24 protein-coding genes and 3 tRNA genes are annotated in these 24963 nt (G+C 67.2%); 17 read left to right on the top strand and 10 right to left on the bottom strand.

The window, feature by feature from the left end; genetic code table 11:
* The first annotated feature begins 35 nt into the window (after positions 1 to 35).
* On the top strand, positions 36 to 1460 hold the full coding sequence (locus G6N08_RS02630) for an FAD-dependent oxidoreductase (RefSeq protein WP_163753953.1): 1425 nt from the start codon (positions 36 to 38) through the stop codon (positions 1458 to 1460).
* Here the strand turns inward: G6N08_RS02630 and recD are convergent.
* Genes recD through recC form a run of 3 tightly spaced genes read right to left on the bottom strand, consistent with a single transcriptional unit; the run spans position 1457 to position 9746 of the window.
* Positions 1457 to 3193, bottom strand: coding sequence for an exodeoxyribonuclease V subunit alpha (gene recD, locus G6N08_RS02625; protein WP_163753950.1), 1737 nt, complete (start codon positions 3191 to 3193; stop codon positions 1457 to 1459). The genes G6N08_RS02630 and recD overlap by 4 nt on opposite strands.
* Positions 3190 to 6471 carry an exodeoxyribonuclease V subunit beta gene (gene recB / locus G6N08_RS02620; protein WP_163753947.1) on the bottom strand — a complete coding sequence of 1094 codons (3282 nt, stop codon included), beginning with the start codon at positions 6469 to 6471 and terminating at the stop codon, positions 3190 to 3192. Before recB ends, recD begins: the two co-directional genes overlap by 4 nt.
* Positions 6471 to 9746 (bottom strand): exodeoxyribonuclease V subunit gamma, encoded by a 3276-nt coding sequence (gene recC / locus G6N08_RS02615; protein ID WP_163753944.1) that lies wholly within the window; start codon positions 9744 to 9746, stop codon positions 6471 to 6473. The genes recB and recC overlap by 1 nt, the downstream gene beginning before the upstream one ends.
* Before the next feature lie 136 nt (positions 9747 to 9882).
* On the opposite strand from recC, the gene G6N08_RS02610 reads away from it, so the two are divergent.
* The 4 genes from G6N08_RS02610 to G6N08_RS02595 all read left to right on the top strand — a co-directional run bounded on the left by G6N08_RS02610 (position 9883) and on the right by G6N08_RS02595 (position 12795).
* Positions 9883 to 10398, top strand: coding sequence for a nitroreductase family protein (locus G6N08_RS02610; protein WP_163753942.1), 516 nt, complete (start codon positions 9883 to 9885; stop codon positions 10396 to 10398).
* A gap of 13 nt (positions 10399 to 10411) precedes the next feature.
* The gene (locus G6N08_RS02605; protein ID WP_246216578.1) at positions 10412 to 11179 is read left to right on the top strand and encodes a class I SAM-dependent methyltransferase; all 768 of its coding nucleotides are present in this window, start codon (positions 10412 to 10414) and stop codon (positions 11177 to 11179) included.
* 47 nt (positions 11180 to 11226) lie between these two features.
* The gene (gene cynS / locus G6N08_RS02600) at positions 11227 to 11682 is read left to right on the top strand and encodes a cyanase (RefSeq protein WP_443093831.1); all 456 of its coding nucleotides are present in this window, start codon (positions 11227 to 11229) and stop codon (positions 11680 to 11682) included.
* 96 nt (positions 11683 to 11778) lie between these two features.
* Complete coding sequence (locus G6N08_RS02595) at positions 11779 to 12795, top strand: patatin-like phospholipase family protein (protein ID WP_163753938.1); 1017 nt, start codon at positions 11779 to 11781, stop codon at positions 12793 to 12795.
* Positions 12796 to 12933: 138 nt separating this feature from the next.
* Here G6N08_RS02595 and G6N08_RS02590 read toward each other — a convergent pair whose 3' ends face one another.
* The 3 genes from G6N08_RS02590 to G6N08_RS02580 all read right to left on the bottom strand — a co-directional run bounded on the left by G6N08_RS02590 (position 12934) and on the right by G6N08_RS02580 (position 15416).
* Positions 12934 to 13668 (bottom strand): crotonase/enoyl-CoA hydratase family protein, encoded by a 735-nt coding sequence (locus tag G6N08_RS02590; RefSeq protein ID WP_163753936.1) that lies wholly within the window; start codon positions 13666 to 13668, stop codon positions 12934 to 12936.
* Between the two features lie 66 nt (positions 13669 to 13734).
* Positions 13735 to 14568 carry a DUF8453 domain-containing protein gene (locus tag G6N08_RS02585; protein WP_163753933.1) on the bottom strand — a complete coding sequence of 278 codons (834 nt, stop codon included), beginning with the start codon at positions 14566 to 14568 and terminating at the stop codon, positions 13735 to 13737.
* A 98-nt stretch (positions 14569 to 14666) separates the two neighbouring features.
* Complete coding sequence (locus G6N08_RS02580) at positions 14667 to 15416, bottom strand: MBL fold metallo-hydrolase (RefSeq protein WP_163756571.1); 750 nt, start codon at positions 15414 to 15416, stop codon at positions 14667 to 14669.
* 88 nt (positions 15417 to 15504) lie between these two features.
* On the opposite strand from G6N08_RS02580, the gene G6N08_RS02575 reads away from it, so the two are divergent.
* The 12 genes from G6N08_RS02575 (at position 15505) to rplA (ending at position 20469) form a co-directional block, all read left to right on the top strand.
* Positions 15505 to 15717, top strand: coding sequence for a type II toxin-antitoxin system VapB family antitoxin (locus tag G6N08_RS02575; protein WP_163756569.1), 213 nt, complete (start codon positions 15505 to 15507; stop codon positions 15715 to 15717).
* Between the two features lie 111 nt (positions 15718 to 15828).
* Positions 15829 to 15901: transfer RNA gene (locus tag G6N08_RS02570), tRNA-Thr, on the top strand.
* Between the two features lie 36 nt (positions 15902 to 15937).
* Positions 15938 to 16014 (top strand) — tRNA-Met (locus tag G6N08_RS02565).
* 32 nt (positions 16015 to 16046) lie between these two features.
* Positions 16047 to 16214 carry a 50S ribosomal protein L33 gene (gene rpmG / locus G6N08_RS02560; protein WP_163753931.1) on the top strand — a complete coding sequence of 56 codons (168 nt, stop codon included), beginning with the start codon at positions 16047 to 16049 and terminating at the stop codon, positions 16212 to 16214.
* Positions 16215 to 16264: 50 nt separating this feature from the next.
* Entirely contained in the window at positions 16265 to 16744 is a 480-nt protein-coding gene (gene hadA / locus G6N08_RS02555; protein ID WP_163753929.1) for a (3R)-hydroxyacyl-ACP dehydratase subunit HadA, read from the top strand.
* Positions 16731 to 17159: a (3R)-hydroxyacyl-ACP dehydratase subunit HadB gene (hadB, locus tag G6N08_RS02550; RefSeq protein ID WP_163753927.1), complete on the top strand. Its 429-nt coding sequence runs from the start codon at positions 16731 to 16733 to the stop codon at positions 17157 to 17159. The genes hadA and hadB overlap by 14 nt, the downstream gene beginning before the upstream one ends.
* Before the next feature lie 2 nt (positions 17160 to 17161).
* Positions 17162 to 17665: a (3R)-hydroxyacyl-ACP dehydratase subunit HadC gene (gene hadC, locus G6N08_RS02545; protein WP_163753925.1), complete on the top strand. Its 504-nt coding sequence runs from the start codon at positions 17162 to 17164 to the stop codon at positions 17663 to 17665.
* A gap of 168 nt (positions 17666 to 17833) precedes the next feature.
* Positions 17834 to 17906, top strand: a tRNA-Trp gene (locus G6N08_RS02540).
* Positions 17907 to 17976: 70 nt separating this feature from the next.
* Positions 17977 to 18393 carry a preprotein translocase subunit SecE gene (gene secE, locus G6N08_RS02535; RefSeq protein ID WP_163753923.1) on the top strand — a complete coding sequence of 139 codons (417 nt, stop codon included), beginning with the start codon at positions 17977 to 17979 and terminating at the stop codon, positions 18391 to 18393.
* A 34-nt stretch (positions 18394 to 18427) separates the two neighbouring features.
* Positions 18428 to 19177: a transcription termination/antitermination protein NusG gene (gene nusG / locus G6N08_RS02530; RefSeq protein WP_163753921.1), complete on the top strand. Its 750-nt coding sequence runs from the start codon at positions 18428 to 18430 to the stop codon at positions 19175 to 19177.
* Positions 19178 to 19245: 68 nt separating this feature from the next.
* Positions 19246 to 19674 (top strand): 50S ribosomal protein L11, encoded by a 429-nt coding sequence (rplK, locus tag G6N08_RS02525; protein WP_163753919.1) that lies wholly within the window; start codon positions 19246 to 19248, stop codon positions 19672 to 19674.
* 87 nt (positions 19675 to 19761) lie between these two features.
* Entirely contained in the window at positions 19762 to 20469 is a 708-nt protein-coding gene (gene rplA, locus G6N08_RS02520; protein ID WP_163753917.1) for a 50S ribosomal protein L1, read from the top strand.
* A gap of 189 nt (positions 20470 to 20658) precedes the next feature.
* On the opposite strand, the gene G6N08_RS02515 is transcribed toward rplA, so the two are convergent.
* From G6N08_RS02515 to G6N08_RS02500, 4 genes are all read right to left on the bottom strand, one after another.
* Positions 20659 to 21555, bottom strand: coding sequence for a cyclopropane mycolic acid synthase family methyltransferase (locus G6N08_RS02515; protein WP_163753915.1), 897 nt, complete (start codon positions 21553 to 21555; stop codon positions 20659 to 20661).
* Positions 21556 to 21693: 138 nt separating this feature from the next.
* A complete protein-coding gene (locus G6N08_RS02510) occupies positions 21694 to 22557 on the bottom strand; it encodes a cyclopropane mycolic acid synthase family methyltransferase (protein ID WP_163753913.1) in 864 nt (287 codons plus the stop codon).
* Between the two features lie 89 nt (positions 22558 to 22646).
* Complete coding sequence (locus tag G6N08_RS02505; RefSeq protein WP_163753911.1) at positions 22647 to 23585, bottom strand: alpha/beta fold hydrolase; 939 nt, start codon at positions 23583 to 23585, stop codon at positions 22647 to 22649.
* Complete coding sequence (locus G6N08_RS02500; RefSeq protein ID WP_163753909.1) at positions 23575 to 24936, bottom strand: ABC1 kinase family protein; 1362 nt, start codon at positions 24934 to 24936, stop codon at positions 23575 to 23577. Before G6N08_RS02500 ends, G6N08_RS02505 begins: the two co-directional genes overlap by 11 nt.
* Positions 24937 to 24963: the final 27 nt, after the last annotated feature.

Below are 24963 nucleotides of genomic sequence, written 5' to 3'. Positions count from 1 at the left end.
GCCGCCCGGTTCCGGCACCCCCCGGGAGAGCGCTCATGGCAGCCCGCCATATCGTCGTGATCGGCGGCAGCGACGCCGGCATCAGCGCCGCACTGCGCGCCCGCGAACTCGACCCCGCCACCGAGGTCACTGTCATCGTGGCCGACGCCTACCCGAACTTTTCCATCTGCGGCATCCCCTACTACGTCGCCGGGGAAGTCGGGCACTGGAGTCAGCTTGCCCACCGCAGCGCCGCCGATCTCGCCGCCACCGGTATGCGGGTCCGCACCGACACCACCGCCACCCGCATCAATGCCGACGAGCACACCGTCGAGGTGCTCCACCGCGACGGCAGCCCCGCACAGCTGGGCTATGACGCCGTGATCGTCGGCACCGGAGCCGTCAGCGCGCGTCCGCCCATCAGCGGGCTCACCGGAGCCGGGGCGCTCGGGCCCGCCGACGGCGTGCATCTGCTGCACTCCATGGGCGACACGTTCGCTGTCATGGACTCGCTGCGCCAACGCAACCCCAAGACTGCGGCGATCATCGGCGCCGGCTACCTCGGAGTGGAAATGGCGGAAGCCCTCACCCGGCGCGGTATCACCGTCACCCACATCGAAGCCCTGCCCGAGGTGCTGCCCACCGTCGACCCCGAACTGGGCGCTCTTGTTCGCGCCGAACTTCAGCGCCACGGCGTGGAAGTCCTCACCAGCACCACGGTCAGCCGAATCACCCGCACCGACACCGCCGCGCTCAGCGTCACCGCCAGCCGCGACGGGCAAACCCTCAGCCGCACCGTCGATGTCGTCCTCGTCGTCGTGGGCGTGCGGCCCGACACCGGGCTGGCCGCCGAGGCCGGCGCCGAGCTGGGTGTCAAGGGCGCCATCGTCGTCGATGACATGATGCGCACCAGCGTGCCCGACATGTTCGCTGCCGGCGACTGTGTGCACACGCACCACCGTCTGCTCGGTGTCACCTGGTTGCCGCTGGGCACCACCGCCCACAAACAAGGCCGCGTCGCCGGGGAGAACGCGGTCGGGGGTGACGCCCACTTCGCCGGCAGCCTCGGCACCCAGGTCGTCAAAGTCTTCGACCTGGTCGCGGCCCGCACCGGTCTTCGTGAACAAGAAGCCCGCGCCGCCGGGCGCGGATGGATCCCCGTCACCAGCCAATCCAGTCCGGATGATCACAAGGCCTACTACCCGGGCGCCACTCGCATCCACATCCGTATCACCGGTGATCGGCGCGGCGGCCAACTGCTGGGCGCCCAACTGGTCGGGCACCGCAGCGCCGAGATCGCCAAACGTGTCGACACGTTCGCCGCCGCGCTTTATCACGGCATGACCGTCGACGGCCTCAACGAGCTGGACCTGTCCTACTGTCCCCCGCTGGGATCCCCCTGGGATGCCGTCCAGGTCGCTGCCCAAACCTGGGTGCGTGCGCACCGGCCCGCACCATCGGGCCAATCCCTGATCGACTAGGCCACGCCGGCACCGGCCGGCCCCGCCAGCCGCTGCCGCAGCCCGCTCGCCCGCAGCGCCCGCCGCCCCAGCGCGGCGCGAACCGAGGTTTCCGAGCCGATCACGCGCACTCTCTTCTTCGCGCGAGTGACCGCCGTATACAACAGTTCCCGCGTCAAAAGTCGTGAATCATCCTGCGGCAGAAGAACTGTCACCTCCTCAGCTTGGCTGCCTTGAGACTTGTGGATGGTCATGGCGTGCATGGTCTCGACGTCGCCCAGGCGGCTGGTCGCGAAGTCGAGCGTTGCGGTGGCACCGGCGATGACAGCCCGCAGACCGTCGGGTCCGGCCACTACCACCCCGGTGTCACCGTTGTAGACGCGCAGCCCGTAATCGTTGGCCGTCACCAGCAGTGGGCGCCCGGCGTACCATTCCGACCACGGCGGCTGGCCCGTTTCCTCGGCTAGCCACTGCTCGACCTGCCGGTTCCAGTGCGCCACCCCGAAAGGGCCCTCCCGGTGCGCGCAAAGCAGCCGGTGCTCGCCCAAAATGGTCAACGCTGCCTCGGCGGCACCCATCAGCGCCGCTTGCCGCAGCCGCAACGCGTGCGGCAGCAGCACGGAGCGCAAATGGTCAGTCGCATCCTGGTTTTCGACGAAGTCGACATGTTCGTCACCCGACCGCAGCAACGCCAACGTGCGCTGGGCGTCACCGCTGCGGATCGCCGCCGCCAACGCCCCGATCAACTCCCCGAACCGGTGCGATGTCTGCAACGCCGCCACCTGCACGCCGTCGCGTGCCGACAATCCGTCCACCAAATCGGCAAGCACCGCACCCGCCTCCACCGACGCCAGCTGGTCGGGGTCGCCCACCAGGATGAGCCGGGCATCCGGGCGCACCGCCTCCAGCAGCCGCGCCATCAAAGTCAGCGACACCATGGAGGTCTCGTCGACCACGATCACATCGTGCGGCAACCGGTTTCCGCGGTCGTGGCGGAACCGCGACGACGACCCGGGCCGGCGGCCCAGCAGCCGATGCACCGTCATCGCCTGCAGCTCACCGAGCCGCTCCCGATCCACCGCGTCGAGCTTGCCCAGCTCGTGCTGCACCGCTTCGGTGAGCCGGGCGGCCGCTTTGCCGGTGGGCGCCGCCAACGCCATACGCGGTCGCGACGCGCCGGTGTGCTCGGCGTGCTCGGCCAACAGGGCGAGCAAACGGGCGACTGTGGTGGTCTTGCCGGTTCCCGGGCCCCCGGTCAGCACGGTGACCGGTTGCGACACCGCGATTTCGGCGGCCCGCCGCTGTTCGTCGAACCCGGCGGGGAAAAGCCGCCCGAACGCGGGTGCGGTGGCCGGCGGCCTGGGCGTGAGCAGGGCGAGCACGTCGCGAGAGACCTGTTCTTCCTCGCGCCAGTACCGGTCGAAGTACAGCAGCCGATCGCCGTAGAGATGCAGCACCGGCGGGTCGCACACCAGCGTGCTGGCCCGCACGGCCGCCAGCCACTGCCCGGGCTGCGGCCACGGTAACCCGTCGGCGCCGATCGTCGCCGCAACCGTTGCCAGGTCTAGGCACACCGATCCACCCCGCAATGCCCGCACCAGCAGCCCCACCGCCAGCGCCACCCGTTCGTCGGCCTCCTCGCCGAGCGCGCAGATACGCTGCGCCACATGCACATCAGCGATATCCAGCACCCCTGCCTGGTTGAAGGCCTGCAACACACCGGTCGCGCGCAGCGCACGATCGGTGACGCTCATGCTGTTCGCCTCCCTTCACTGAGCAGTTCGGAGAGCCCGGCCACCAGCCCAGCCGGCGGCTGCCAGCTGAACACGCCGCAGGGATGACCGCCGATCACGGGGGTGTCGGCGCCACACATGCCGCGCAGGAACAGATACAGCACCCCGCCCAGATGTACGGCCGGGTCGTAGCCGGGCTGACGCCATCGCAGGAATCGGTGCAGGACAACCGAATACAACACCGCCTGCAGCGGATAGTCCGAATGCAGCATCGCCTCGGCCAGTCGGTCGCGGCTGTAGTCGGCGGCCGTGTCGCCAAGGTGGTTGGTTTTGTAGTCGACCACCACATAACGCGGCCCGGGCAGCCGCAGCACCGCGTCGATCGAGCCCGCCAGGTAGCCGCGCAGCGACTGCCCACCCAACCCGGGGGACGCCAGCCGGTCGGCGTATGCCGCCAGCGGATCGTCTGGGGGCAGATGGGCGCGCAGCAGCTCGCCCACGTCGGACAACGACACGTGCGGCGCTGGGCCGCGCAGATCACCCCCGGCCAGTGGGATCTCAAACGCCAGCTCCCGCAGCCGGTCGCGCACGCCGATCTGCCGCAACGTCAGCCCGCTGGTGAGCGGGCCCAGCGGGGTGTCGAGCATCGGCAGCAACGCGGCGGCCAGCTCGTCGGCGGCGACGTCGACCACCCACCACGTGGCGTGCCGGCGCACCTGGGCGCCCAACTCGCCGGCCAGGTCGGCGGCGGAAATATCGGCGGTCTCCAATACCGCGTGGACCAGCGAACCGAACGCCGCGCCGGAGGGCATCGCGGCCAGCGGCGAGGTAACGCTGCCGCCGGGGCTGGGTGTGCTGACCACCACACCGTCGACCTCGTCGTCGCGCGCAGAAACCTCCGGTTCGCTGCCGATACCCGCTGAGCTCACCGGCGCGGCGTCGCGGACCAAAGCCGAATACGAGGTGCGCCGCCAGCCGGTGTCGATCGGGCGGTGGAAATGGCGCACCGCGAAATCCACTGCCGGCTGCGGTGTTTGCACAGCCGAGGGGGTGACGGGGACCGATTCTTCCACCACCGGCCCGCCCACGGCCTCCCATTTCTTCAACGCCGCCCACGCGTCGTCGTCGGTGATGGCCGGCGCACAGGTGTCGGGCACCTCGGCCTCGCCCCTGCCGCGGCCGCGCAACAGCCGCGACAGCCCGCCGTTGGGTTCGTCGCGGGTTGGCGCCCACCACGCCACCACCTGCGACTGCGCCCGGGTGAGCGCGACATAGGTGGCCCGGATGTTGTCGCGCGCAGCCTCGCGCCGGTTCAGTTCCTCGACGCGGGCACGGCCGGGACTGTGCTTACCGCCGATATCGAGGCAGCGGGTGTCCTCCTCATCGTGATAGAGCAGTATGTCGGCGCTGCCGACATAGCGATTGAACGCGAACGGCAGGTACACGATCGGGAACTGCAGCCCCTTGGCGACGAACACCGTCATGATCTGCACCGCGCCCGCGTCGCTGTCCAGCCGGCGGGTGTGCTCGCTCACCCGGGTGCGGCTGTCACATTGGCGGCGCAGCCAATCCCGCAGCGCCGACAGGCCGTAGTGTTGCCGATGGGCGGTCTCGTGCAGCAGCTGCGCAATGTGCGCCAGGTCGGTCAGGTACCGCTCGCCGCCGTGCTGGGCCAGCACACGCCGGCCCATGCCGCGCAGCTGGGCGGCTTCGAACACCGCCGCCACCCCGCGGTGGCGGGCGTGATCGGCCCACTCCCGCAGCGTGTCCGCTACCCGATCGGTGAGCGTATCGCCTTGGGCGGCAAGGGTTTCTGCGGTCTCACCGAAAAACACCGTGCAGGCGGCAGCGCGGACCAGCCCGCTGCGGTGTGGCGCGTCGAACGCGTCCAGCAGGCACAGCCAGTCGGTGGCGGCCGGGGAGTCGAACACATCGGTGTCACCGGTGTAGACCGCCGCGATGCCGGCTGCGGCCAGGGCATCGCGGCAGGCGCGCGCATCTTCGTGGCGCTCCACGATCACCGCGATATCTCCGGCCACCACGGGGCGGCCCTCGTAGCGGGCACCGCTGGCCAGCAGCCCGGCGATATCGCCGGCCAGATCGGCGGGGATGTGTTGGCGCAGCCGGGCGATGGGGATGTTGTCGGTGCCGCCATAGCCGAGGGCGCGGCGTTTGACGACGCGCAGCCGAAACGGCGCGTTGTGGGGTGCGCCGGCCAGCCGGTGCCCGTCGTGGCGGGCCTCGATGTCGTGTACGACGATCTCCGGGTGGCCCAGCGCCGCGCCGCCCAGCACCGTGTGCAGGCTCTCGACGAGCACCCGGTCGCTGCGCCAGTTGACGCCCAGCGTGTAGCGGGCGTCGGCGGTGCGGGCCGCGGCGAGGTAGGTGTAGATGTCACCGCCGCGGAAACCGTAGATGGCTTGTTTGGGGTCGCCGATCAGGATCAGCGTCGCATGCCCGCTGAACGCGCACTCGAGCACCCGCCACTGGATGGGATCGGTGTCCTGGAACTCGTCGACCAGCACAATGCGCCAGCGCCGCCGCATCCGGTCGCGGGCCGGGGAGTCCGCCGCCTCCAGGGTGTCCGCCAGCCGGGTGAGCAAGTCGCTGTAGCCCAGCACGCGGCGCCGGCGCTTGCGGTGGTCGAGTTCTGTTTTCACCGCTTCGGCGAAGCGCAGCCGGGCACCGGCCTCGCTGTCGGGGCCGGGATCGTGCGGCCGCAGCTGCGCGCACGGGTCGTTGACGACCGCGCGGGCCAGCTCCAGCGCCTGCTGGCGGCTCAGCGGCGGGTCGTGGTCGCCGCTGCCGAACGTCGCGAGATACAGGTCGTCGACGGTCTCGGTGACCAGCTCGTCGAGGCGTGTCTGCAGTGTGACGCCGGCGGCGGTATCACCGGCGACGCCAAGCGATTTCAGTACCCGACCGCAGAACTCGTGGGTGGTGGCGATGGTGGCCGCGTCGAAGTTGGCCAGCGCGTCACGCAGCCGCGCTCGACGGGTCGCGCGCTCATGGGCGCTGCCGCGCAGCAGATGCTCGATCAGCTCGTTGCGGTGCGCGCCGGGATTCTCCAACGCGGCTGCCGCCTCGACAATCTGGCCGCGGACGCGTTCGCGAAGCTCGCGGCTGGCGTTTTGGTTGAACGTGATCAGCAGCAGTTGATCGAGCGTGGTGTCGGTTTCGGTCAGGTAGCGGGTGACCAGCCCGGCCAGCGTGAACGTCTTGCCGGTGCCGGCGCTGGCCTCCAGCACGGTGGTGGAGCCCGCGCGCGGCAGCGGACCCAGCAGATCGAAGCGATCCATCAGCCGGGGTCTCTCGCAGCGGCCAGCATCGGGAGCCACAGCCGGGCCGCCAGCGCACCCAGCCGGGTGTTTTCGCCGGGCATTTCCTCCCCCGGGCGCGGCGGTGTCAGCAGCACCTCCAGCGGAGCGTTGGCTCCCCACACCCGCACGTGAGCGCGTCCGCGGTTTTCACCGTCATGGTTGGGCGACTCCCACGTTCTGCGGGCGTAGGGTGTCGGGTCTTTGCCGTGGGAGCGCTTTTCGGCCCAGGTGTGCGATGTCGTGAGCGGCAGCGGCAGCGGCTCGCGGTGCCCGGCGTCGAACAGCATGACCAGGTCGTTGAGAACGCGGAGCGCGTCGGGCGGTTTGCCGAACGCGCACACCTTGACGCCGTCGTTGCGGCCGCGTCCGACGCAGATCGCGGTCCAGTCCCGGTCCGGCTCGCCGGCGGTCAGCGCAACCAGCGAGATCCACGCCTGCAGTGTGTGTTTGGGTGCGAGCCTGGAGTAGGTGACCGCGACCAGGCGGCGGTCGAACACCGGGCTCACCGTGCCGGTGAGGCGCCGGTTGCCGCCGAGGTCGACGGCGACGTCGTGGGCGGCCGGGGCGCCCTGCCGGTAGCGCTGCGCGGCGGTCGCCACCGCGGCTGCCGCGTGCAGGATCTGCCCGGCTTTGCGCCAGCCCAACTGCGCCGGCGGCAGCGTGCCACGCCGCCACTCGAGCTGCGCCGCGGTGTTGAGGTCCATCCCGCGCACCAGGTCGCGCAGTATCCGGTCGCCGACCGTCCATTCTTCCAGCGGGTCGAGCTCGACCGGCATCGCGTCTTTGACGACCTGGACATCCCCGGGCAGGGTGTAATCCAGTGCCCGGAAAAAGCTTTTCACCGGGTCCGTGAAGAACTCCAGCAGGTCGGCCAGCGTGATGTCGTCCGCCGGACGCGCGGGCAGCGGATCGGTGATGAAGGGTTTCGGGCTGCCGCGTTTCCCGGCGGCCGCCCGGGCGGCGGTCAGCGCCGCGGGGTCGAACGTGAACGGCTGATCGGGCGTCAGCGCACCGGGCGTGACGTTCTTGCGGTCGAACGGCTGCAGCGGGTGCCGGGTCAGGATGTGCTGGCGCACCGGTGTTTCGGTGGTCTGGTCCAGTGCGTCGAGCAACTCGGCGAGCGGCACCGCGGGGGGACGGGGATGCCCGGTGTGCTCGTCGGCCCCGGTGTAGGTGATGACCAGCGTGTCGGTCGCCGCGCAGATGGCGTCGAGCAGCAATTGGCGGTCCTCGGAACGGATGTCGCGCTCCCCGGTCATCGGCTCGCGGGCCAGCACGTCGTCGCCGTCGGGAGTGGCCAGCCGCGGAAACACCCCGTCGTCCAGCCCCACCAGGCAGATGACCCGGTGCGGAACCGAGCGCATCGGCACCATGGTGCACACGGTCAGCGTGCCGGTGCGAAAGTTGGCCCGGGTGGGGCGCCCGGCGAGGTGCGTGTCGAGCAGCGAGCACACATCAGAGAGCCGCAGCAGGGTCGAGGCGTGTGAGCCCGCCTGGGCCGAAACATCGGCGAACTCGCGGCGCAGCTGCGCCTGCTGCCAGGCGTCGCCGGCTGCGGTGAGCCGCTCCACCCCCGCGCTGAGCGTCTCCAGCCACTCCGTTAAAGTTTTTGTGCCACTGAGATTTTCGACGGTATCGTGCAGCCGTTCAACGAACTCGGCCAACCGCCCGGCCAGCTCCACCTGGTCGCTGCCGACGTCGTCAAGCGGCAGCGCGGTGCCCAGCCAGGCCCGCGAGTCATCCGACATCGCCACCCCGGTCAGGATCCGGTCCAGCCCGAACCGCCAGGTGTTGTGCACGAGGTGGTCCAGCCCGTAGGGCCGGCGGTGGTGCTGGTCGAAGCCCCAGCGGATGTTGGAGTCCCGCACCCACCCGGTGATGGTGTCCAGGTCGTCGTCGGTGAAACCGAAGCGGGCGCGCACCGGGGCCCGCTGCGCGAGGTCGAGCACTTCGGTGGCGGTGGCGCGGGTTCCGGCGATGGCCAGCAGTTCGGCGGCGACGGCCAGCAGCGGGTTGGTCTGAGTCGGTGCGCGGTCGGCCAGCTTGACCCGTAACCGATGGGCGGGATGGCCGTCATCGGCGGTGTCGCCGACCCCGAAGGCCGCGACGATCAGCGGCGCGTAGGTCTCGATGTCCGGGCACATCACCACGATGTCGCGCGGCTGAAGTGTCGGGTCGTCCTGAAGCAGTCCCAGCAGCACCTCGCGCAGCACATCGACCTGCCAGGCGGGGCCGTGGCAGGCGTGCACCTGCACCGAGCGGTCTCCGCTGGCCAGCACCCGCCCGTGGCTGCGGACGGCGTTGGCGGCGATGTCGGATTGCAGCCAGCCCAGCAAGGTGTCGGGTTTGCTTGCGCCGGTGAGGTATTCGTCCGACGCGGCGTCGCCGGGCAGTGCGCGCTGCAGTTCACGCAGATCCCGGGCCAGGGTTTTCAGCAGCGGGTGACGCGCCGCGTGCCGGCTGGTGTCCGCGGCGCGCGGTACCGCGCCGTGCGTGCCGGCCAGCGCCCGCCACAGGTCGTCGCTGGGGTGCGGCAGCCACAGGTGCAGGTCGTGGTGGGTGGCCAGCGCGTCGAGCAATTCCACCTCGGTGCACGCCAGCCGGGTGTGCCCGAACAGCGAGAGCCGTGCCGGCAGCTCAACCGGGCCGGCCCGCAGCCGGGCCAGCGTCCGCTGATGTCTCACCTGCGGCGGGTCGGCCTGGACCCGCCCGACCAGTGCCCGCCAGAGTTCGGGCTGCCAGGCCAGGTCGGCGTCGAGTCCTGCGGTGCGGCCGTCCAGCCAGTCGGCCAGCAGCTGCGGACGCTGCCGTGCATAGGACGCGAACAACCCCGCCAGCCGCCGCGCCACCGAATAGCGCCGGCCGCGCCGCAACTCCGCCTCGTCGCCGCTATGGAAGTGCCCCAAGTGTTTTGCCAGCGGCCGGCACCACGGCTCGTCCAGGCAGCAGTCGATAACCTCCAGCAGCGGCCAGGTCATCGCCTCCGCCGACCAAGGGTCGGCGTCGGCGGCGCCGGTGATTTCGGCGATCAGCGAACGCGGGCTGCGAAACGCCACCCCGGCGCACACCCCGTCGTCACCGCGGCCGCGACCGAGCAGGTGGGAAAGCCGCTGGCTGAGCCAGCGTTCCACGCCCCGCGCCGCGACCAGCACCAGCTCCTGGGCGAACGGATCGGGCAGCGGATCGGCTAACAGGGCGCCCAGTCCGTCGGCCAGCAGGTCGGTGCGCTCGGCACGGTGCACATGAAGTGCCATAGCGCTGCCACCATAAACGTCCGCGCCGACAGCCGCGCCGGTTTCAGCCCGTGTCGCCGCGGTGTGCGATCGTGAGACGTGGCCGTCGGGAAGACAGCCGGCTCTACGGGACAGCTGGTGACGAGAAAGGGACCAGATGGAAGCCTGGGATGCACTCCGCGCGCGCCGCAATGTCCGGCATTACCGGCCTGAGCCGCTCCCCGAGCCCGACCTGAACCGGATCGTTGAGGCCGGCTGGCGGGCCCCGTCAGCGAAAAACCGTCAGCCGCGGGACTTCGTCATCGTCACCGATCGGGCGCAGCTGCAAGAACTGTCGACGGTGTGGCAAGGCGCCGGGCATATCGCCTCGGCGGCGGCCGCGATCGCCCTGGTCGTCCCGGTCCCGCCGAATGAACGCCGCAAGCTCACCGACCAGTACGACATCGGGCAGGCGACGATGGCGATGATGATCGCGGCCACTGACATGGGGATCGGCACCGGCCATTCCTCGGTGGGCGATCAGGACAAGGCCCGCGCCATCCTGGGGGTGCCCGCGGACCGTCTGGTCGCTTACCTGCTCGGCCTGGGCTACCCGGCCGACCGTCCGCTGGCCCCGATCCGCACACCCAACCGGCGACCGTTTGCCGAAGTCGTCCACCGCGGGCACTGGTGATCGGGGGGTAGCGGTGGGGCGTGACCGCAAGGGCGACTACGGCATCGACGGGTCTTTCCATACCGTGCCCGCGCGGGTGCAGGCCGCGATGATCGTCGTCGACTGCGCCGCATTGGCGGCATGCAGCATCATCAGCCTGGCCCGCGGCAGGCGGGCCGTTGCCGCGCTGACGGGCTTGTCCGCCGCCGGGATCGCCGCCAGCGCCGCCTCGTACGGCTACGCCACCCGGGTCGGCAAGTTCGTGGTGTGGGAGCGCATCCTCGACGATCTGCGGTTGCGCGGCGATGAGACACTGGTCGATCTCGGGTGTGGACGCGGCGCGGTGCTGCTGGCCGCGGCCAAGCGGCTGCCGCGCGGGCGTGCCATCGGCGTCGACCTGTGGCGCGCTGATCAAACCGGCAACTCCCCGCAGGCCACGCTGGCCAATGCGGAGCTGGAGGGGGTGGCCGATCGGGTCGAGGTGCACACCGCCGACATCACCGCCCTGCCGTTCGCCGACCAGAGCGTCGACGTCGTGGTCAGCAGCCTGGCAATCCATAACATTCCGACCCCCGCCGGCCGGCGGCAGGCGCTCAGCGAGGCGGTTCGGGTGCTGCGTCCGGGTGGCCGGCTGGCCGTCGCGGATTTGTGGGGTACGCGCGCGCATGCCGAGCATGTGCGGGAACTTGGCTGGTGCGAGGTGCGCCACCGCAACCTGGGCTGGCGGATGTGGTACGGGGGTCCCTGGGTCCCCACCCGACTGGTGGTGGCCACCAAACCGCTGGGACACCGGAGCGGGTAAGCGGGGGCCGCCGCGCGCACCCGCGCTCGGGGTGCATGCTGGGGGGCATGACCCGAAACGAGATCACCGAGCAGATTGTCGTGGCCCGTCTGCAGAAGGGTTTGAGCTGGCAGGAGCTGGCCGACGCCATCGGCAAGCCCGTGGTGTGGACCACGGCGGCGTTGCTCGGCCAGCACCCGATTCCCGTGGAGCTGGCCAAGGTCCTCGTCGAGATGCTGGGTCTGGACGAATCGGCGATACCGGTATTGGCCGCCACCCCGATGCGCGGCGGGCTGCCGACCGCGGTGCCCACCGACCCGACCATCTACCGCTTCTACGAAGCGATCCAGGTCTACGGCCCGGCGATCAAGGAGCTCATCCATGAGCAGTTCGGCGACGGGATTATGAGCGCGATCAACATGAGCGTGGAGCTGCACAAGAAACCACACCCCTCCGGTGACCGGGTGGTGGTGACGTTCGACGGTAAATTCCTCCCCTACGAATGGGTTTCCGCTGACAGCTGAGCCGGGCAGGTCGGGATGGCCGAATATGCTCGGCAACCCCGGCGCTCGGCGGTGCGGCCGCGGCTTTCTCAGCTGCTGCGAACAGGAAGGGCGTCCATGACAGAGGAGCACTCGACTACGCCGCCACCGAAGGTCGCCGACCTGGTGCTGTCCGGCGGCGGGACGAAGTTCATCGGGCTGGTCGGTGCCGTCGTCGCGCTGATGGACGCCGGATATTCGTTCCCACGGGTGTCAGGTGTTTCCGCCGGCTCGGTGGTCGCGGCGATTTTGGCGGCGATGTCCACAAGTGACCGGGTGACGAGCGCGGAGGTCAAGGAGCTGGCGCTGTCGGTGCCGCTGCGCAAATGGCGTGACGCGGCGCCGGTGCCCTTTCTCGGTCCGGTGTGGGGCCTGCTGCGCGACTCCAGCATGTACCGCGGCGACTTCGCCTACGAGTGGATCCGCAGCGAGCTGAAGAACCTGGGTGTCACCACCTTCGGTGATCTGATGCTCGACGAGGACTATCTGCTCAAGGAGCGCCGCTACCGGGCCGTTGTGACCGTGGCCGACGTGACGACGGCGCAGCTGGTCCGGTTGCCCTGGGACTATCGGCGGGTCTACGGGTTAGACCCCGACGAGCAACTCGTCGCCGACGCGGTGCGCGCGTCGATGGCGATCCCGTTCTTCTACAAGCCGGTCACCCTGACCAGCGCTACCGGTCTGACGTCGACCCTGGTCGACGGGGGAGTGCTGTCGAATTTTCCGGTTGACACGTTCGACCGGCCCGATGGCAAGCTGCCGCGCTGGCCGACATTCGGGATCACCGTGGTGCCCAGGCTCGCCGAGGGTGTGAGCGAAGTGATGCCCGCGCTGCGGCCGTTGCGGCTTTTCGACCAGACGTCTTTGCTGGAAAGCCTGCTCACCACCATGTTGGTGGGTCACGACCAGACACATCTGAACCTGCCGTGGGTCAGGTCCCGGGCAATCCTGGTGGAATCCACCCCGGTCGGTGTGCTCGACTTCAGCGTCTCCCGAAAGCGGCTCGAGGAGCTCTTCGACCGGGGATATGCGGCCGCCCAGGCGTTCCTGCTGACCTGGGACTGGGCGGAGTACCTGCAGCGGTATCGCCGGTGATAACGCCCGGACCGGGCCCGGTCGGGGTGCGCCGACGTGCCGCCACCTCCGGCGGCCACCCGGTGTGACGGTGTCGCACCGCCCTGCTCGGTGGCGGGCACACCGCCACGGCCCAATCCCGGGACACCGGCCGCAGCGTCACGCTCGCGGGGAGGCCGGCCCGGCGCCCGGTGGTTCGTCCAGCCCGAATTCCGCGAATATCCCGTCGATCCCCGCACGGATGCCGGCCAGCGCATCGGCGCGGACGCGCAGTTTGGTGGCGGCATGCGCCTGCCGGTTGAGCGTGGCGAACTCGCGGGCCGCCTCTTCAGCGCGGCTGTGCACCATCTCGGGCAGCACGATCTCGTCGAGCAAGCCCGCAGCGATCGCGGTTTCACCGAAAAAAGTCTTGGCCAGCCCGGTGGCCTGCTGGTAGGCCGACGGTGTCAGACGCAGTTTGAGGATCTCCAGGGCCGCGTAGGGGATTGTCATACCGATCGCGACCTCGTTGGCCTGGATAGTGCAGGCGGGGGCGGCTATCCGGTGGTCGCCGCTGGCCAACAAAAACGCCCCCATCGCGATGGCGTGACCGGTGCAGGCCATCACCACCGGCTTGGGGTAGGACAACAGCCGATGAGCCAGCTCGAATCCGCCTTTGAGCATGTCGACCGCGGGCTGCACCTGCCCTGAGGTGAGTATCTTCAGGTCGAACCCGGCGCTGAACACCCGGTCGTTGCCGGTGATCACGATCGCGCCGGCATCGTCGCGGTCGGCGTTGTCGAGCGCGTCGTTCAGGGCGCGCTGCATGCCCGGCCCCAGGACATTGACCTTGCCGTCATCCATCGTGATGACCGCGATGGGCTCCTCGTAGCGGTAGGTGACCGGGCCGTTCATGGAAGACTCCTTCGATCTCCGACAGCCCGTTGATTGAATCAAATGGCGGTCAGCACACGCCGGGCGTCATACCGCTTCGGTGTGATGCTTGCCGAGTTCGCCTTCGGCCTCACCCCAGCGCACACTGACGTCGGTGGGCTCGTCGAGTTGCCGGGTGCGCCACCTGTCCTGGGTTTCACGCACCGCGTTGTTGATCCGTTCGATCTCGCTGCGGAATACCTCGGGGCGGGTTTCCTTGCTCGCATAGTGAAAGTAGGTCAGCAGACCGCGCAGCAATTCCAGTTTCTGTTTTTCCCGTTTGGCCAGGTCGTGGTTCGTCATCAACTCGACCCGCTGGACCGGCGGCAGCGCAGTCCAGTCCAGCACCACTGTGGTCTGCAGCGGCCGGCGCGCACGCCGCCACAACCGCCAACCCCGGGGCTGATCCGGCCGGTCGTAGTAGGTCAGCGTGCCGGTGAACCGCGAGTCGATGCCTTCGCCGAGTTCAGCACGGTCCAGCGCCGAATCCCACACCATGCGCCATTCCTGGCCGGGTGCCAGCGTCGGCAACCCACTGGGTAGTTGCAGTTCGACGACTTCGGCGTAGCCGTCGGAGGCATGCTCATATGCGGCGACGGTCGGCGGGTTAGCGAAGGCGAAAGCAATGTCGTACGCCGCGGTTTTACCGAAATTGCGGACGACGAGTTCGATCACGTGCCAGTCCGCCGCATGCGGCTCCATAAACATGCTCACGTAGGGTCGGGTCTGCTCGGCGGTCAGCTGGCGGCCGCGCTGAATCTGCCGGTGGGTGTAGAGGAGCGCGATCACGCCCAGCCCTAACGCCGCCCACGCCGCCCACGCCAGCCAGGTGCCGGACCCGGCGCCGGCCACCTCCCGCCAGCGGTCTTGGATCCACCCCATCGACTCCACCTTCCGCTTATATCACACCGCCCGCAAAAATTCGCTGACGTGATCGTAAAGTCAGTTCCGGCGGTTTGCTAGCTGCGGAGTTGGTCGCTTCAGCTGCCCATCAGCATTCGCCACTGGTCGAGGTTGGCAGCGCGGTACACATAGTTCGAACGTTTGACCTCCGACAGCGGAGCGCTCGGCTCAGCTGAGTACCAGTGTCCGGGGAACACCACCGGGTCACCGGGGAGTTGGGCAAGTTCGCGCAGACTGCGGTACATCGCCTCGGAGTCACCGCCGGGGAAGTCGGTGCGGCCGCAGCCCTCCAGGAACAAGGTGTCACCGGCAACCAGCCGACCGTCGAGCAGAAAACACTGGCTGCCCGGTGTGTGGCCCGGGGTATGCAGCAACTCGATCTCAATAGCGCCGACAGTGACCTTGTCGCGATGCTCATGGGGTGTCAAGTCAGCCAGGCTGATGCCGGTGACCCGGGAAACCCACAGCGCCTCATGCGTATTCACATGTACCGGCACCTGCGCGCGCTCCAGCAGCTCGGCCAGTCCTTTGAGCTGGAATCCCATCATCGAGCCCCCGACGTGATCGGGATGGTGATGGGTGACCAGCACCCCCGACAGGCGCATCCCGTCGGCCTCCAGCGTGTCGGCCAGATCCCCGGCGGCGTAGGCCGGGTCGACCACGACGGCGTCACCGGTTGCGCGGTCCCCGATCAGATAGGCGAAGTTGCGCATCTGGGTGGCGAACATGTCGCCTGCCGCGAAATCGCGACCGGAGAGCAACTGGCGAAAATACAGCCGGTCAGAATCAGCCACACCACCAGAGTAGGACTCGCTGCGGCGGCGCATAACGCTGGCGTCCAACGGGGTTGGTGTTTGCCACAGTACCGGGTTTGCCTGGTTGACCGTCGCGGTCAGTGGGTATCGTTATCGCATGGTGCGTAGGAAGGTAGAGATCGAGATCGATGAAGACCTCGTCAACGAGGTGATCCGCCGATACCACGTCCACGGCGCGCGGGAAGCGATCCATCTCGCCCTGCGGACCCTCGTCCGCGACTCAGAGACCCCAGATCCTTCGCTGGATGAGGAGGTTGACGAATTCAGCAACCTCGACGCCTTGCGTCCCAAGCGGTCAAGCGAGGCCACTTGAGCCGCGCACCGGGACATCGCGGCACTGCACGCGGGGGTTTGGTGACGTTCGGCACCAGCCTGTACCCTCAGTTAGGCCCGCGGCGCGACCCGGCTGGTCGCTACGGGTGACGCCCCCTTAGCTCAGTCGGCAGAGCGTTTCCATGGTAAGGAAAAGGTCAACGGTTCGATTCCGTTAGGGGGCTCGGCGGACGCCGGGCAGGCTGGCGGCGCGTATCCGGGGCGATGTAGCTCAGTCGGTTAGAGCGAACGACTCATAATCGTTAGGTCGCCGGTTCGAGTCCGGCCATCGCTACCAGACACCAACAACACCGTGAAGAGGGAACCGCTGTGGCCTCCAGTACCGATATACGTCCGAAGATCACGTTGGCCTGCGACGTGTGCAAGCATCGCAACTACATCACGAAAAAGAATCGCCGCAACGACCCGGATCGGCTTGAGCTGAAGAAGTTCTGCCCGAACTGCGGTAAGCATCAGCCGCACCGCGAAACGCGGTAGCACCGCCCCTTCAGCGGTTGCTCGGGGCTGGCCAGGTAGGTTTTAGAGCCGTGTCGTTGAGCGCAGACATCGTCGGGATGCATTATCGCTACCCCGACCACTACGAAGTCGAGCGGGAAAAGATCCGCGAATACGCAGCGGCCGTGAAGAACGATGACCCGATTTTCTTCGACGAGAAGGCCGCCGCGGAGCTTGGTTACGAGGTGCTGCCGGCGCCGCTGACCTTCATCTCGGTATTCGGCTACCAAGCCCAGTCATCGTTTTTCGAGAGCGCTAACATCGCGATCCGCGAGGCTCAGATCGTGCAGGTCGATCAGGTGCTCAAATACCTGAAGCCGATCAAGGCGGGTGACAAGCTCTATTGCGACATCTATGTCGACTCGGTGCGTCAGGCCCACGGGACCGACATCATCGTCACCAAGAACGTCTGCACCAATGACGCGGGAGAGCTGGTGATGGAGACCTACACGACCCTGGCGGGTCGTGCCGGTGAAGATGGAGAAGAGGGATTTTCAAATGGCGCTGCGTGAGTTCAGTTCGGTGAAGGTGGGTGACCAGCTTCCGGAAAAGGTCTATCCGCTGACCCGCCAGGATCTGGTGAACTACGCGGGGGTTTCCGGTGACCTGAACCCGATCCACTGGGATGACGAGATCGCCAAGCATGTGGGGCTGGACACCGCGATCGCGCACGGCATGCTGACCATGGGGCTGGGCGGCGGCTATGTCACCTCGTGGGTCGGTGACCCGGGCGCGGTGACCGAGTACAACGTCCGTTTCACCTCGGTGGTGCCGGTGCCCAACGACGGCAAGGGCGCCGAGATCGTGTTCAATGGCCGGGTGAAGTCGGTCGATCCGGAATCCAAGTCGGTGACGATCGCGCTCACCGCCACGGCCGGCGGCAAGAAGATCTTCGGCCGGGCCATCGCCTCGGCGAGGCTGGCGTAGTCATGGGCGCGATCAAAACCGATGTTCGCGGGATGATCTGGCGCTATCCGGACTACTTCGTCGTGGGCCGCGAGCAGATCCGGGATTTCGCCAAGGCGATCAAATGTGAGGATCCGGCCAGCTACGAGGAGGATGCCGCCGCCGAACTGGGCTACGACAACATCGTGGCGCCGCTGACTTTCACCACGATTTTCGCGCGTCTGGTCCAGCAGGACTTCTTCAAGCATGTCGACACCGGCTACGAGACCATGCAGATAGTGCAGGTGGACCAGAAGTTCATCTACCACAAGCCGATATGCGCCGGCGACAAACTCTGGGCCCGCATGGACATCCACTCGGTGGACGAGCGTTTCGGCGCCGACATCGTCGTCACCCGGAACCTGTGCACCAACGACGCGGGTGAGCTGGTGCTGGAGGCCTACACCACGCTGATGGGCCAGCAGGGTGCCGGCTCCACCATGATCAAGTGGGACAGAGAGTCCGGGCAGGTCATCCGGATCGCGTGATTAGTACCCAGCACCTGCTCCGATGTACACTCGGGCTTCGGGGTTTGCCCATTACCAGCGTGTTTTGCGCGCGGTCGGCGATTGCCGGAGACGTGTAGCACCGGTCGACCGGGTGGACGCACGTGTCGACGTAAGCCCCGCCATGTGCAGGTTGGCCTGCCACCATGAAGGGGCGTAGCTCAACTGGCAGAGCAGCGGTCTCCAAAACCGCAGGTTGCAGGTTCAAGTCCTGTCGCCCCTGCTTACGGTGACATGTGCAATGGTGGACACTGGAAGGTGGCCGCTAGGCGAAGCGAACAAAGGAGCATGCGGTGAGCGACGAGCGCGACGGTGCCGACGCCGCCCGCGGCGGCACCATCGGGGGCACCAGCGGGCACAGTGGTGGTCAGACGGCCGTCGTGACCCGGCCGCGCCGACCCACCGGCAAGCGGTCCCGGCAGCGTGCCACGGCTGTCGCCGACGGTGCGAGCCTCGAAGTCGCCAAAAACGGTGGCGGTGCGGCGGTCAAGACGGCCAAGAAAGCGGCGCGCCCCGTGGTCAACCCGATCGCCGTTGTCTACCGCTACCTGAGCCAGGTCGTCGCCGAGATGCGTAAGGTGATCTGGCCCAACCGCAAACAGATGATGACCTACACCTCAGTGGTGCTGGCATTTCTCGCGTTCATGGTGGCGTTGATCGGCGTGGCCGACTTCGGATTGGCCAAGCTGGTGATGCTGGTGTTCGGCTGAGGCTCGCAGAGCGTAGAGAGAGGGCTGAGAAACCGTGACTAGCTTCGACGGTGAGACGTCCGCAAGTCAGGCGGTAGATGTTGACGACACCGAGCCGCGAGCCGAGGACACGATCCGACCGGGCACGGAGCCGGCCGAGGCCGGCGCGGAGCCGGCCGATGAGGTCGACCCGGCGGCCGCGCTCAAGAAGGAACTGGCCGGCAAGCCGGGCAAATGGTACGTCATCCACTCCTATGCCGGTTACGAGAACAAGGTGAAGGCCAACCTCGAGACGCGGGTGCAAAATCTCGACGTCGGTGACTACATCTTCCAGGTCGAGGTGCCCACCGAGGAGGTCACCGAGATCAAAAACGGCCAACGCAAACTGGTCAACCGCAAGGTGCTGCCGGGTTACATCCTGGTGCGCATGGAGCTCACCGACGATTCGTGGGCCGCGGTGCGCAACACCCCGGGTGTCACCGGGTTCGTCGGCGCGACCTCGCGGCCGTCCCCGCTGTCACTTGACGAGGTGGTGAAGTTCTTGTTGCCGCAGGGGCAGGCGAAGAAGGCCGCCAAGGGCGCCGCCGCCGCCGCAGCCGCCGCCGAGGGCGGGCTGGAACGCCCGGTCGTCGAGGTCGACTACGAGGTGGGCGAATCGGTGACGGTCATGGACGGACCGTTCGCCACGCTGCCGGCGACGATCAGCGAAGTCAACGCCGAACAACAGAAACTCAAGGTGCTGGTGTCCATCTTCGGCCGCGAAACACCTGTGGAATTGACCTTCAACCAGGTCTCCAAGATCTAGTCCGGCACGCGCGCGTGCGGCCCGCCGCCGGGCGGGCCACCTGACCCAGAAAGGAATACCCAGACCAGATGGCCCCGAAGAAAAAAGTTGCCGGGCTGATCAAGCTGCAAATCGAAGCGGGACAGGCGAATCCGGCGCCGCCGGTGGGCCCTGCGCTCGGTCAGCATGGCGTCAATATCATGGAGTTTTGCAAGGCGTACAACGCTGCGACAGAAAATCAGCGCGGCAATGTCATCCCGGTGGAGATCACGGTCTACGACGACCGCAGCTTCACCTTCACGCTCAAGACGCCGCCCGCGGCCAAGTTGCTGCTCAAGGCCGCGGGAGTGGCCAAGGGGTCGGCCGAGCCGCACCGGAACAAGGTCGCCAAGGTCAGCTGGGATCAGGTTCGCGAGATCGCCGAGACCAAAAAGGCTGATCTCAACGCCAACGACATCGACGCGGCCGCCAAGATCATCGCCGGCACTGCCCGGTCGATGGGCATTACCGTCGAATAACCGTCGAATAACCGTCGAGTAGTTCTCGGCCAGTGGGAGGGCCAGCTTCGGCCCGCTGGATCACCACAACCAGAGAGTGGGTATCGAATGAGCAAGACCAGCAAGGCATATCGTGCCGCGGCCGCGAAGGTGGACCGCAGCAACCTCTACACGCCGCTGCAAGCGGCCAAGTTGGCCAAAGAAACGTCGTCGGCCAACTATGACGCGACAGTCGAGGTGGCCATCCGGCTCGGCGTCGATCCGCGCAAGGCCGATCAGATGGTCCGCGGCACGGTGAACCTGCCGCACGGGACGGGTAAGACAGCCCGGGTCGCGGTGTTCGCCGTCGGAGAAAAGGCCGAAGAGGCGCAGGCCGCCGGCGCGGATGTGGTCGGCAGCGACGACCTGATCGAAAAGATTCAAGGCGGGTGGCTGGAATTCGACGCCGCGATCGCCACGCCCGACCAGATGGCCAAGGTGGGCCGGATTGCGCGGGTGCTCGGTCCGCGTGGCCTCATGCCCAACCCCAAGACCGGCACCGTCACCAACGACGTCGCCAAAGCGGTGGCCGACATCAAGGGCGGCAAAATCAATTTCCGGGTCGACAAACAGGCCAACCTGCACTTCGTCATCGGCAAGGCGTCGTTTGACGAAAAGCGGTTGGCGGAGAACTACGGCGCTGCTCTCGATGAGATCTTGCGGCTCAAGCCGTCAACCTCGAAGGGCCGCTACCTGAAGAAGGTCACTTTTTCGACGAGCACCGGCCCGGGCATTCCGGTAGATCCCTCGATCACCCGCAACTTCGCGGAGGTGTAGGGCCCGCGCCGGCGCGCCCTGGGGGAACGGTGTTGGAGGCGGCGCCCCGACCCGTTGTCTGTCCGCGTCGCCCCGTGGGTCCACGGCCGCCAGCACCAGCCGGCGAGGTTGACTCCCGCGCGACCCCTGAGCGGCACCGCACCCACACCCTCACCACCATCCGCGCTGATGTCCGGGCCGGGTCGGGTGTTAGGCCACCGCTCCCGGCTTGAGGTAGGTGACCAGGCTGCAGTCGAGCATTTCGTCGGCGAAGTAGTCGCGGCAGCCACGCAGGTATTTCATATAGCGGTTGTAGACCTCTTCGGAGGTGACCTCAATGGCTTTGTCCTTGTTGGCTTCCAGCGAATCACCCCAGATCGTGAGGGTTTTGACGTAGTGGGGTCGCAGCGAAAGCGGCTCGGGCACAATAAAACCCGCTTTTTCGCCGTGGTGCACCATCTTCTCGGTGGTGGGCAAGCGGCCGCCGGGGAATATCTCGGTGATGATGAACTTGATGAACCGCGCCGTTTGGAAGTTGACCCTCTTGCCCCGCATCCTGGGGTCGTGCGGGTGATAGCTGACGCTGCTTTGCACCGTCATCCGTCCATCGTCGGGCAAGATGTTGAAACAGTTCTTGAAGAAGTCGTCGTAATTCTCAAACCCGAAATGCTCGAAGGCCTCGATCGACACGATCCGGTCGACAGGCTCGGTGAACTGGTCCCATCCGCACAGCAGCACCCGATGAGACCGGTTGGTGTCGACGGCGTCCAAGACTTGCTGGGAGCGGGCCAACTGGTTTTTTGACAGGGTCAGCCCGACGACGTTCACGTCATATTTTTCGATGGCACGTTTCATCGTGGAGCCCCAGCCGCAGCCGATGTCCAGCAGCGTCATTCCAGGCCGCAGGTCCAGTTTGTCCAGATTCAGGTCGATCTTGGCGATTTGGGCCTCTTCGAGGGTCATATCGTCGTGTTCGAAGTAGGCGCAGCTGTAGGTGCGGCTGGGATCCTGGAACAGCCCGAAGAAGTCGTCGGATAAGTCGTAGTGGGCCTCGATGTCTTCGGATCGTGTCCGAATCTGCGTGGTGCCGCGGGGTGTGTCAGACATTGTGGTCGTCATTCTCCTGGGGATCCTCGGTGGTTACGCACCACGAGTTATCGGTCTATTGACGTGCAACCTTACCCAACGGCAGTCGCCCGGTCGGCGCCTCATCGGAAACATCCACATCTGCCGCAGCGCCGAAATCTACTTCTCGAGTGTGAATTGGTTGACGTCGATGTAGCCGATCCGGAAACCCCGAGCGCAACCGGTCAGGTACCTCATATACCGCTGGTAGACCTCTTCGGACTGGATCGCGATGGCCTCACTGCGATGCGACTCCAGGGCCGCCGCCCAGTGCTCCAGGGTGCGCACGTAGTGCGGTTGCAGCGACTGGATGCGCGACAGCGTGAACCCGGCCTTGCCCGAGTGCTCCTGGACTTTCTCGATTGACGGCAACCGGCCGCCCGGGAAGATCTCGGTCACGATGAACTTGATGAAGCGGGCCATCTCAAACGACACCGGCAAACCGCGTTCGACGATCTGCTTACCGGTCAGGCCGGTGATGGTGTGCAGCAGCATCACCCCGTCGCCGGGCAGGATGTCGTAGGCCATCGTGAAAAAGTCGTCGTAGCGGTCGTGGCCGAAATGTTCGAACGCGCCGATCGACACGATGCGGTCGACGGGTTCGCGGAACTGCTCCCAGCCTTGTAGCAGTACCCGCCGGCTACGCGGGCTGTCCATTCGGTCGAAGAGCTTCTGCACGTGCGCGGCCTGGTTCTTGGACAAGGTCAGGCCGATGACGTTGACGTCGTACTTTTCGACCGCCCGGCGCATGGTGGACCCCCAGCCGCAGCCCACATCCAGCAGCGTCATCCCCGGTTTCAGGCCCAATTTGCCCAGCGCCAGATCGATCTTGGCGATCTGCGCTTGCTCCAGCGTCATGTCCTCACGCTCGAAATAGGCACAGCTGTAGGTCATGGTGGGGTCTAAAAACAGCCGGAAGAACTCGTCGGACAGGTCATAGTGCGCCTGCACGTCCTCGAAGTGGGGGGTCAGCTTCTTAGCCATCTGCGCGCCCTTCCGAACTCCCGAGGTATTCAGCGGGTTCGCCAGGCTCCCCGAAACCAACTGGTGGATATCCGAGGCATGGTATCCGATCAGCTGGCCTCGGCGAAATTCCTTTTCAGCTCACCGACGACCAGATCCCACAGCTGTTCGGGCAGCTCGTGGCCCATACCGTCGACCAGAACCAGCCGGGCGCCGCGGATGGCGCGGGCGATCGCCCGCCCGCCGGAGGGGCGCATCAGCTTGTCGGCGCGGCCATGGATCACCACCGTCGGCGCGGTGATCTGCCGGTCGTAGCGGGCCAGGCTGCCGCTGCCCAGGACGGCGTCGAAATGCCGGGTGATACCCCACGGGTGATAGCTGCGGTCGTAGCTCTGGGCCGCCTCCCGGCGCACCTGCGCCTCGGGCTTGGGATACCGTGGCCCACCGATGATCTTGCTGACGCGCACCGCGTTGTCGACGATCACCTCTCGCGGCGAACCCGGGGGCGGGCCCGTGATGATCGCCGCCAGCGCACGCGGATGCGGCGGTGGCAGCAATGGCCGATTATTGCTGGAAAAGATCACCGCCAACGATCTGGTGCGCTGGGGGAAGCGGGCCGCGAAGATCTGGGCGATCATGCCGCCCATGGACGCGCCGACGATATGGGCGGCGCCGATGCCGAGATGATCAAGCACGGCGGCCGCGTCCTGCGCCATGTCCTCCAGGCTGTAGATCGCCGGGCTGGGCAGCCCGAGCCAGGAGCGGATCAGCCGCGGGACCAGCGGCCCGATCCGGCCCCGATATTCGGTCTTGCTGGACAGGCCGACGTCGCGGTTGTCGTAGCGGATGACCCGAAGCCCCTGCCCGATCAGCTTCTCGCAGAAACCGGTGGGCCAGAGCAGCAGCTGGGCGCCCAGCCCCATGATCAGCAGCACCGCCGAGCGGTCGGGCTCACCCATGTCCTCGTAGTAGAGCTGAACCGCCCCGTTGCGCGCGATACCGGATCGCACCGGACCGGGGGGCGGGTCCGCGCCGGGCTCACCGGCCATGGGCCACACCGCTGGCGTCGGGATCGTACTCGCGGCTGACCTCGACCATGAAGTTGGCGAAGTAGCCGGTGAGCTGCGGGTCAGACATCATCTGCCACGTCGGTGCCAGCAGTTTCATGTACCGCTCGACATAGAGGAACTGTTTGCCGATGAGCACCAGCTCGCGGGGCAGCTTGACGTCGTAGGCGTCCGCCAGCGCCGAAAGCTGCCGGCCGATCTCCACATACGACATGTCGCCGAGGGTTTTCATGGTCAGCGGGGTGGCGAACGCCTCCAGATCCTTGGCGGCCTGCGCCTCGGGCCGCCTGGTGCCCACCGCGCCCATCAGCACCACGATCTTGCCGGCGGCTGCGTGGTCCTTTTTCACCAGCAGCGCATACACCAGCTCGCGCAGCAGCCAGCGGGTGCGGGGGTCGATGCGGCCCATAATGCCGAAGTCGAAGAACACGATCTTGCCGTCGGCGTCGACGTAGATATTGCCGGCGTGCAGGTCGCCGTGGAACAGGCCGTGCCGCAGACCGCCTTCGAAGACACTGAACAGCAGCGCCTTGACCAGCTCGGTGCCGTCGAAGCCGGCTTTGCGGATCTCGGCGGCGTTATCGATGCGGATACCGTGGATCCGTTCCATGGTCAACACCCGCCCGGTGGTGTAGTCCCAGTAGACCTGGGGCACCCGGATGTTGCGGCCCAGCGGGGAGGCGTTCATGTGCGCCACCCACGTTTCCATCGACTGGCCCTCGAGGCGGAAGTCCAGCTCCTCGGCCAGGTTGTCGGCGAAGTCGGCGACGATGTCTTGGGCCGACAGCCGCCGACCCAGTTTGGCCAGCTCGACCAGCTGGGCGAATCGTTTCAGGATCTGCAAGTCGGCGGCCACCCGGCGCCGGATGCCCGGCCGTTGGATTTTGACGACCACCTGCTCGCCGCTGTGCAGCGTCGCGTAGTGCACCTGCGCGATCGACGCCGACGCGAACGGCTTCTCCTCGAAGGCGGCGAACAGCTCCGACGGCTCGGCGCCGAGTTCCTCGACGAAGAGTTTGTGCACCTCGGCGGGTTTGGCGGGCGGCACCGCGTCCAGCAAACTGCGGAACTCCCGGGACAGCGGTTCCCCGAACGCGCCGGGACTGGAGGCGATGATCTGCCCGAACTTGACATAGGTGGGCCCCAGGTCGGCGAAGGCGTGCGGGAGCTCCTTGATCACCTTGTGCTGCCAGGGGCCGCGGCTGGGCAGTTTGGTGAGGACGCGGGCCGCGGTGCGGGTGGCCTGCCAACCCGTCGCCGCGATCCGCGCCGCCTCGATCGGCAGGGGCACCCGATCCAGCTTGGCTACCTCGCGGTGTTTGGTGGAACTCATCTCAGCAGTGTGCCAAATGGTTGCTGC

It is taken from the genome of Mycobacterium botniense (assembly GCF_010723305.1).
Lineage (GTDB): Bacteria > Actinomycetota > Actinomycetes > Mycobacteriales > Mycobacteriaceae > Mycobacterium > Mycobacterium botniense.
This window is presented reverse-complemented; position numbering and strand designations above follow the sequence as displayed.

Bases quoted from the DNA above. Each gene is read 5' to 3' on its own strand.
- G6N08_RS02630 (WP_163753953.1), top strand. From the start codon at position 36: ATGGCAGCCCGCCATATCGTCGTGATCGGCGGCAGCGACGCCGGCATC.
- recD (WP_163753950.1), bottom strand. From the start codon at position 3,193: ATGAGCGTCACCGATCGTGCGCTGCGCGCGACCGGTGTGTTGCAGGCC.
- recB (WP_163753947.1), bottom strand. From the start codon at position 6,471: ATGGATCGCTTCGATCTGCTGGGTCCGCTGCCGCGCGCGGGCTCCACC.
- recC (WP_163753944.1), bottom strand. From the start codon at position 9,746: ATGGCACTTCATGTGCACCGTGCCGAGCGCACCGACCTGCTGGCCGAC.
- G6N08_RS02610 (WP_163753942.1), top strand. From the start codon at position 9,883: ATGGAAGCCTGGGATGCACTCCGCGCGCGCCGCAATGTCCGGCATTAC.
- cynS (WP_443093831.1), top strand. From the start codon at position 11,227: ATGACCCGAAACGAGATCACCGAGCAGATTGTCGTGGCCCGTCTGCAG.
- G6N08_RS02595 (WP_163753938.1), top strand. From the start codon at position 11,779: ATGACAGAGGAGCACTCGACTACGCCGCCACCGAAGGTCGCCGACCTG.
- G6N08_RS02590 (WP_163753936.1), bottom strand. From the start codon at position 13,668: ATGAACGGCCCGGTCACCTACCGCTACGAGGAGCCCATCGCGGTCATC.
- G6N08_RS02585 (WP_163753933.1), bottom strand. From the start codon at position 14,568: ATGGGGTGGATCCAAGACCGCTGGCGGGAGGTGGCCGGCGCCGGGTCC.
- G6N08_RS02580 (WP_163756571.1), bottom strand. From the start codon at position 15,416: ATGCGCCGCCGCAGCGAGTCCTACTCTGGTGGTGTGGCTGATTCTGAC.
- hadB (WP_163753927.1), top strand. From the start codon at position 16,731: ATGGCGCTGCGTGAGTTCAGTTCGGTGAAGGTGGGTGACCAGCTTCCG.
- hadC (WP_163753925.1), top strand. From the start codon at position 17,162: ATGGGCGCGATCAAAACCGATGTTCGCGGGATGATCTGGCGCTATCCG.
- rplK (WP_163753919.1), top strand. From the start codon at position 19,246: ATGGCCCCGAAGAAAAAAGTTGCCGGGCTGATCAAGCTGCAAATCGAA.
- rplA (WP_163753917.1), top strand. From the start codon at position 19,762: ATGAGCAAGACCAGCAAGGCATATCGTGCCGCGGCCGCGAAGGTGGAC.
- G6N08_RS02515 (WP_163753915.1), bottom strand. From the start codon at position 21,555: ATGTCTGACACACCCCGCGGCACCACGCAGATTCGGACACGATCCGAA.
- G6N08_RS02510 (WP_163753913.1), bottom strand. From the start codon at position 22,557: ATGGCTAAGAAGCTGACCCCCCACTTCGAGGACGTGCAGGCGCACTAT.
- G6N08_RS02505 (WP_163753911.1), bottom strand. From the start codon at position 23,585: ATGGCCGGTGAGCCCGGCGCGGACCCGCCCCCCGGTCCGGTGCGATCC.
- G6N08_RS02500 (WP_163753909.1), bottom strand. From the start codon at position 24,936: ATGAGTTCCACCAAACACCGCGAGGTAGCCAAGCTGGATCGGGTGCCC.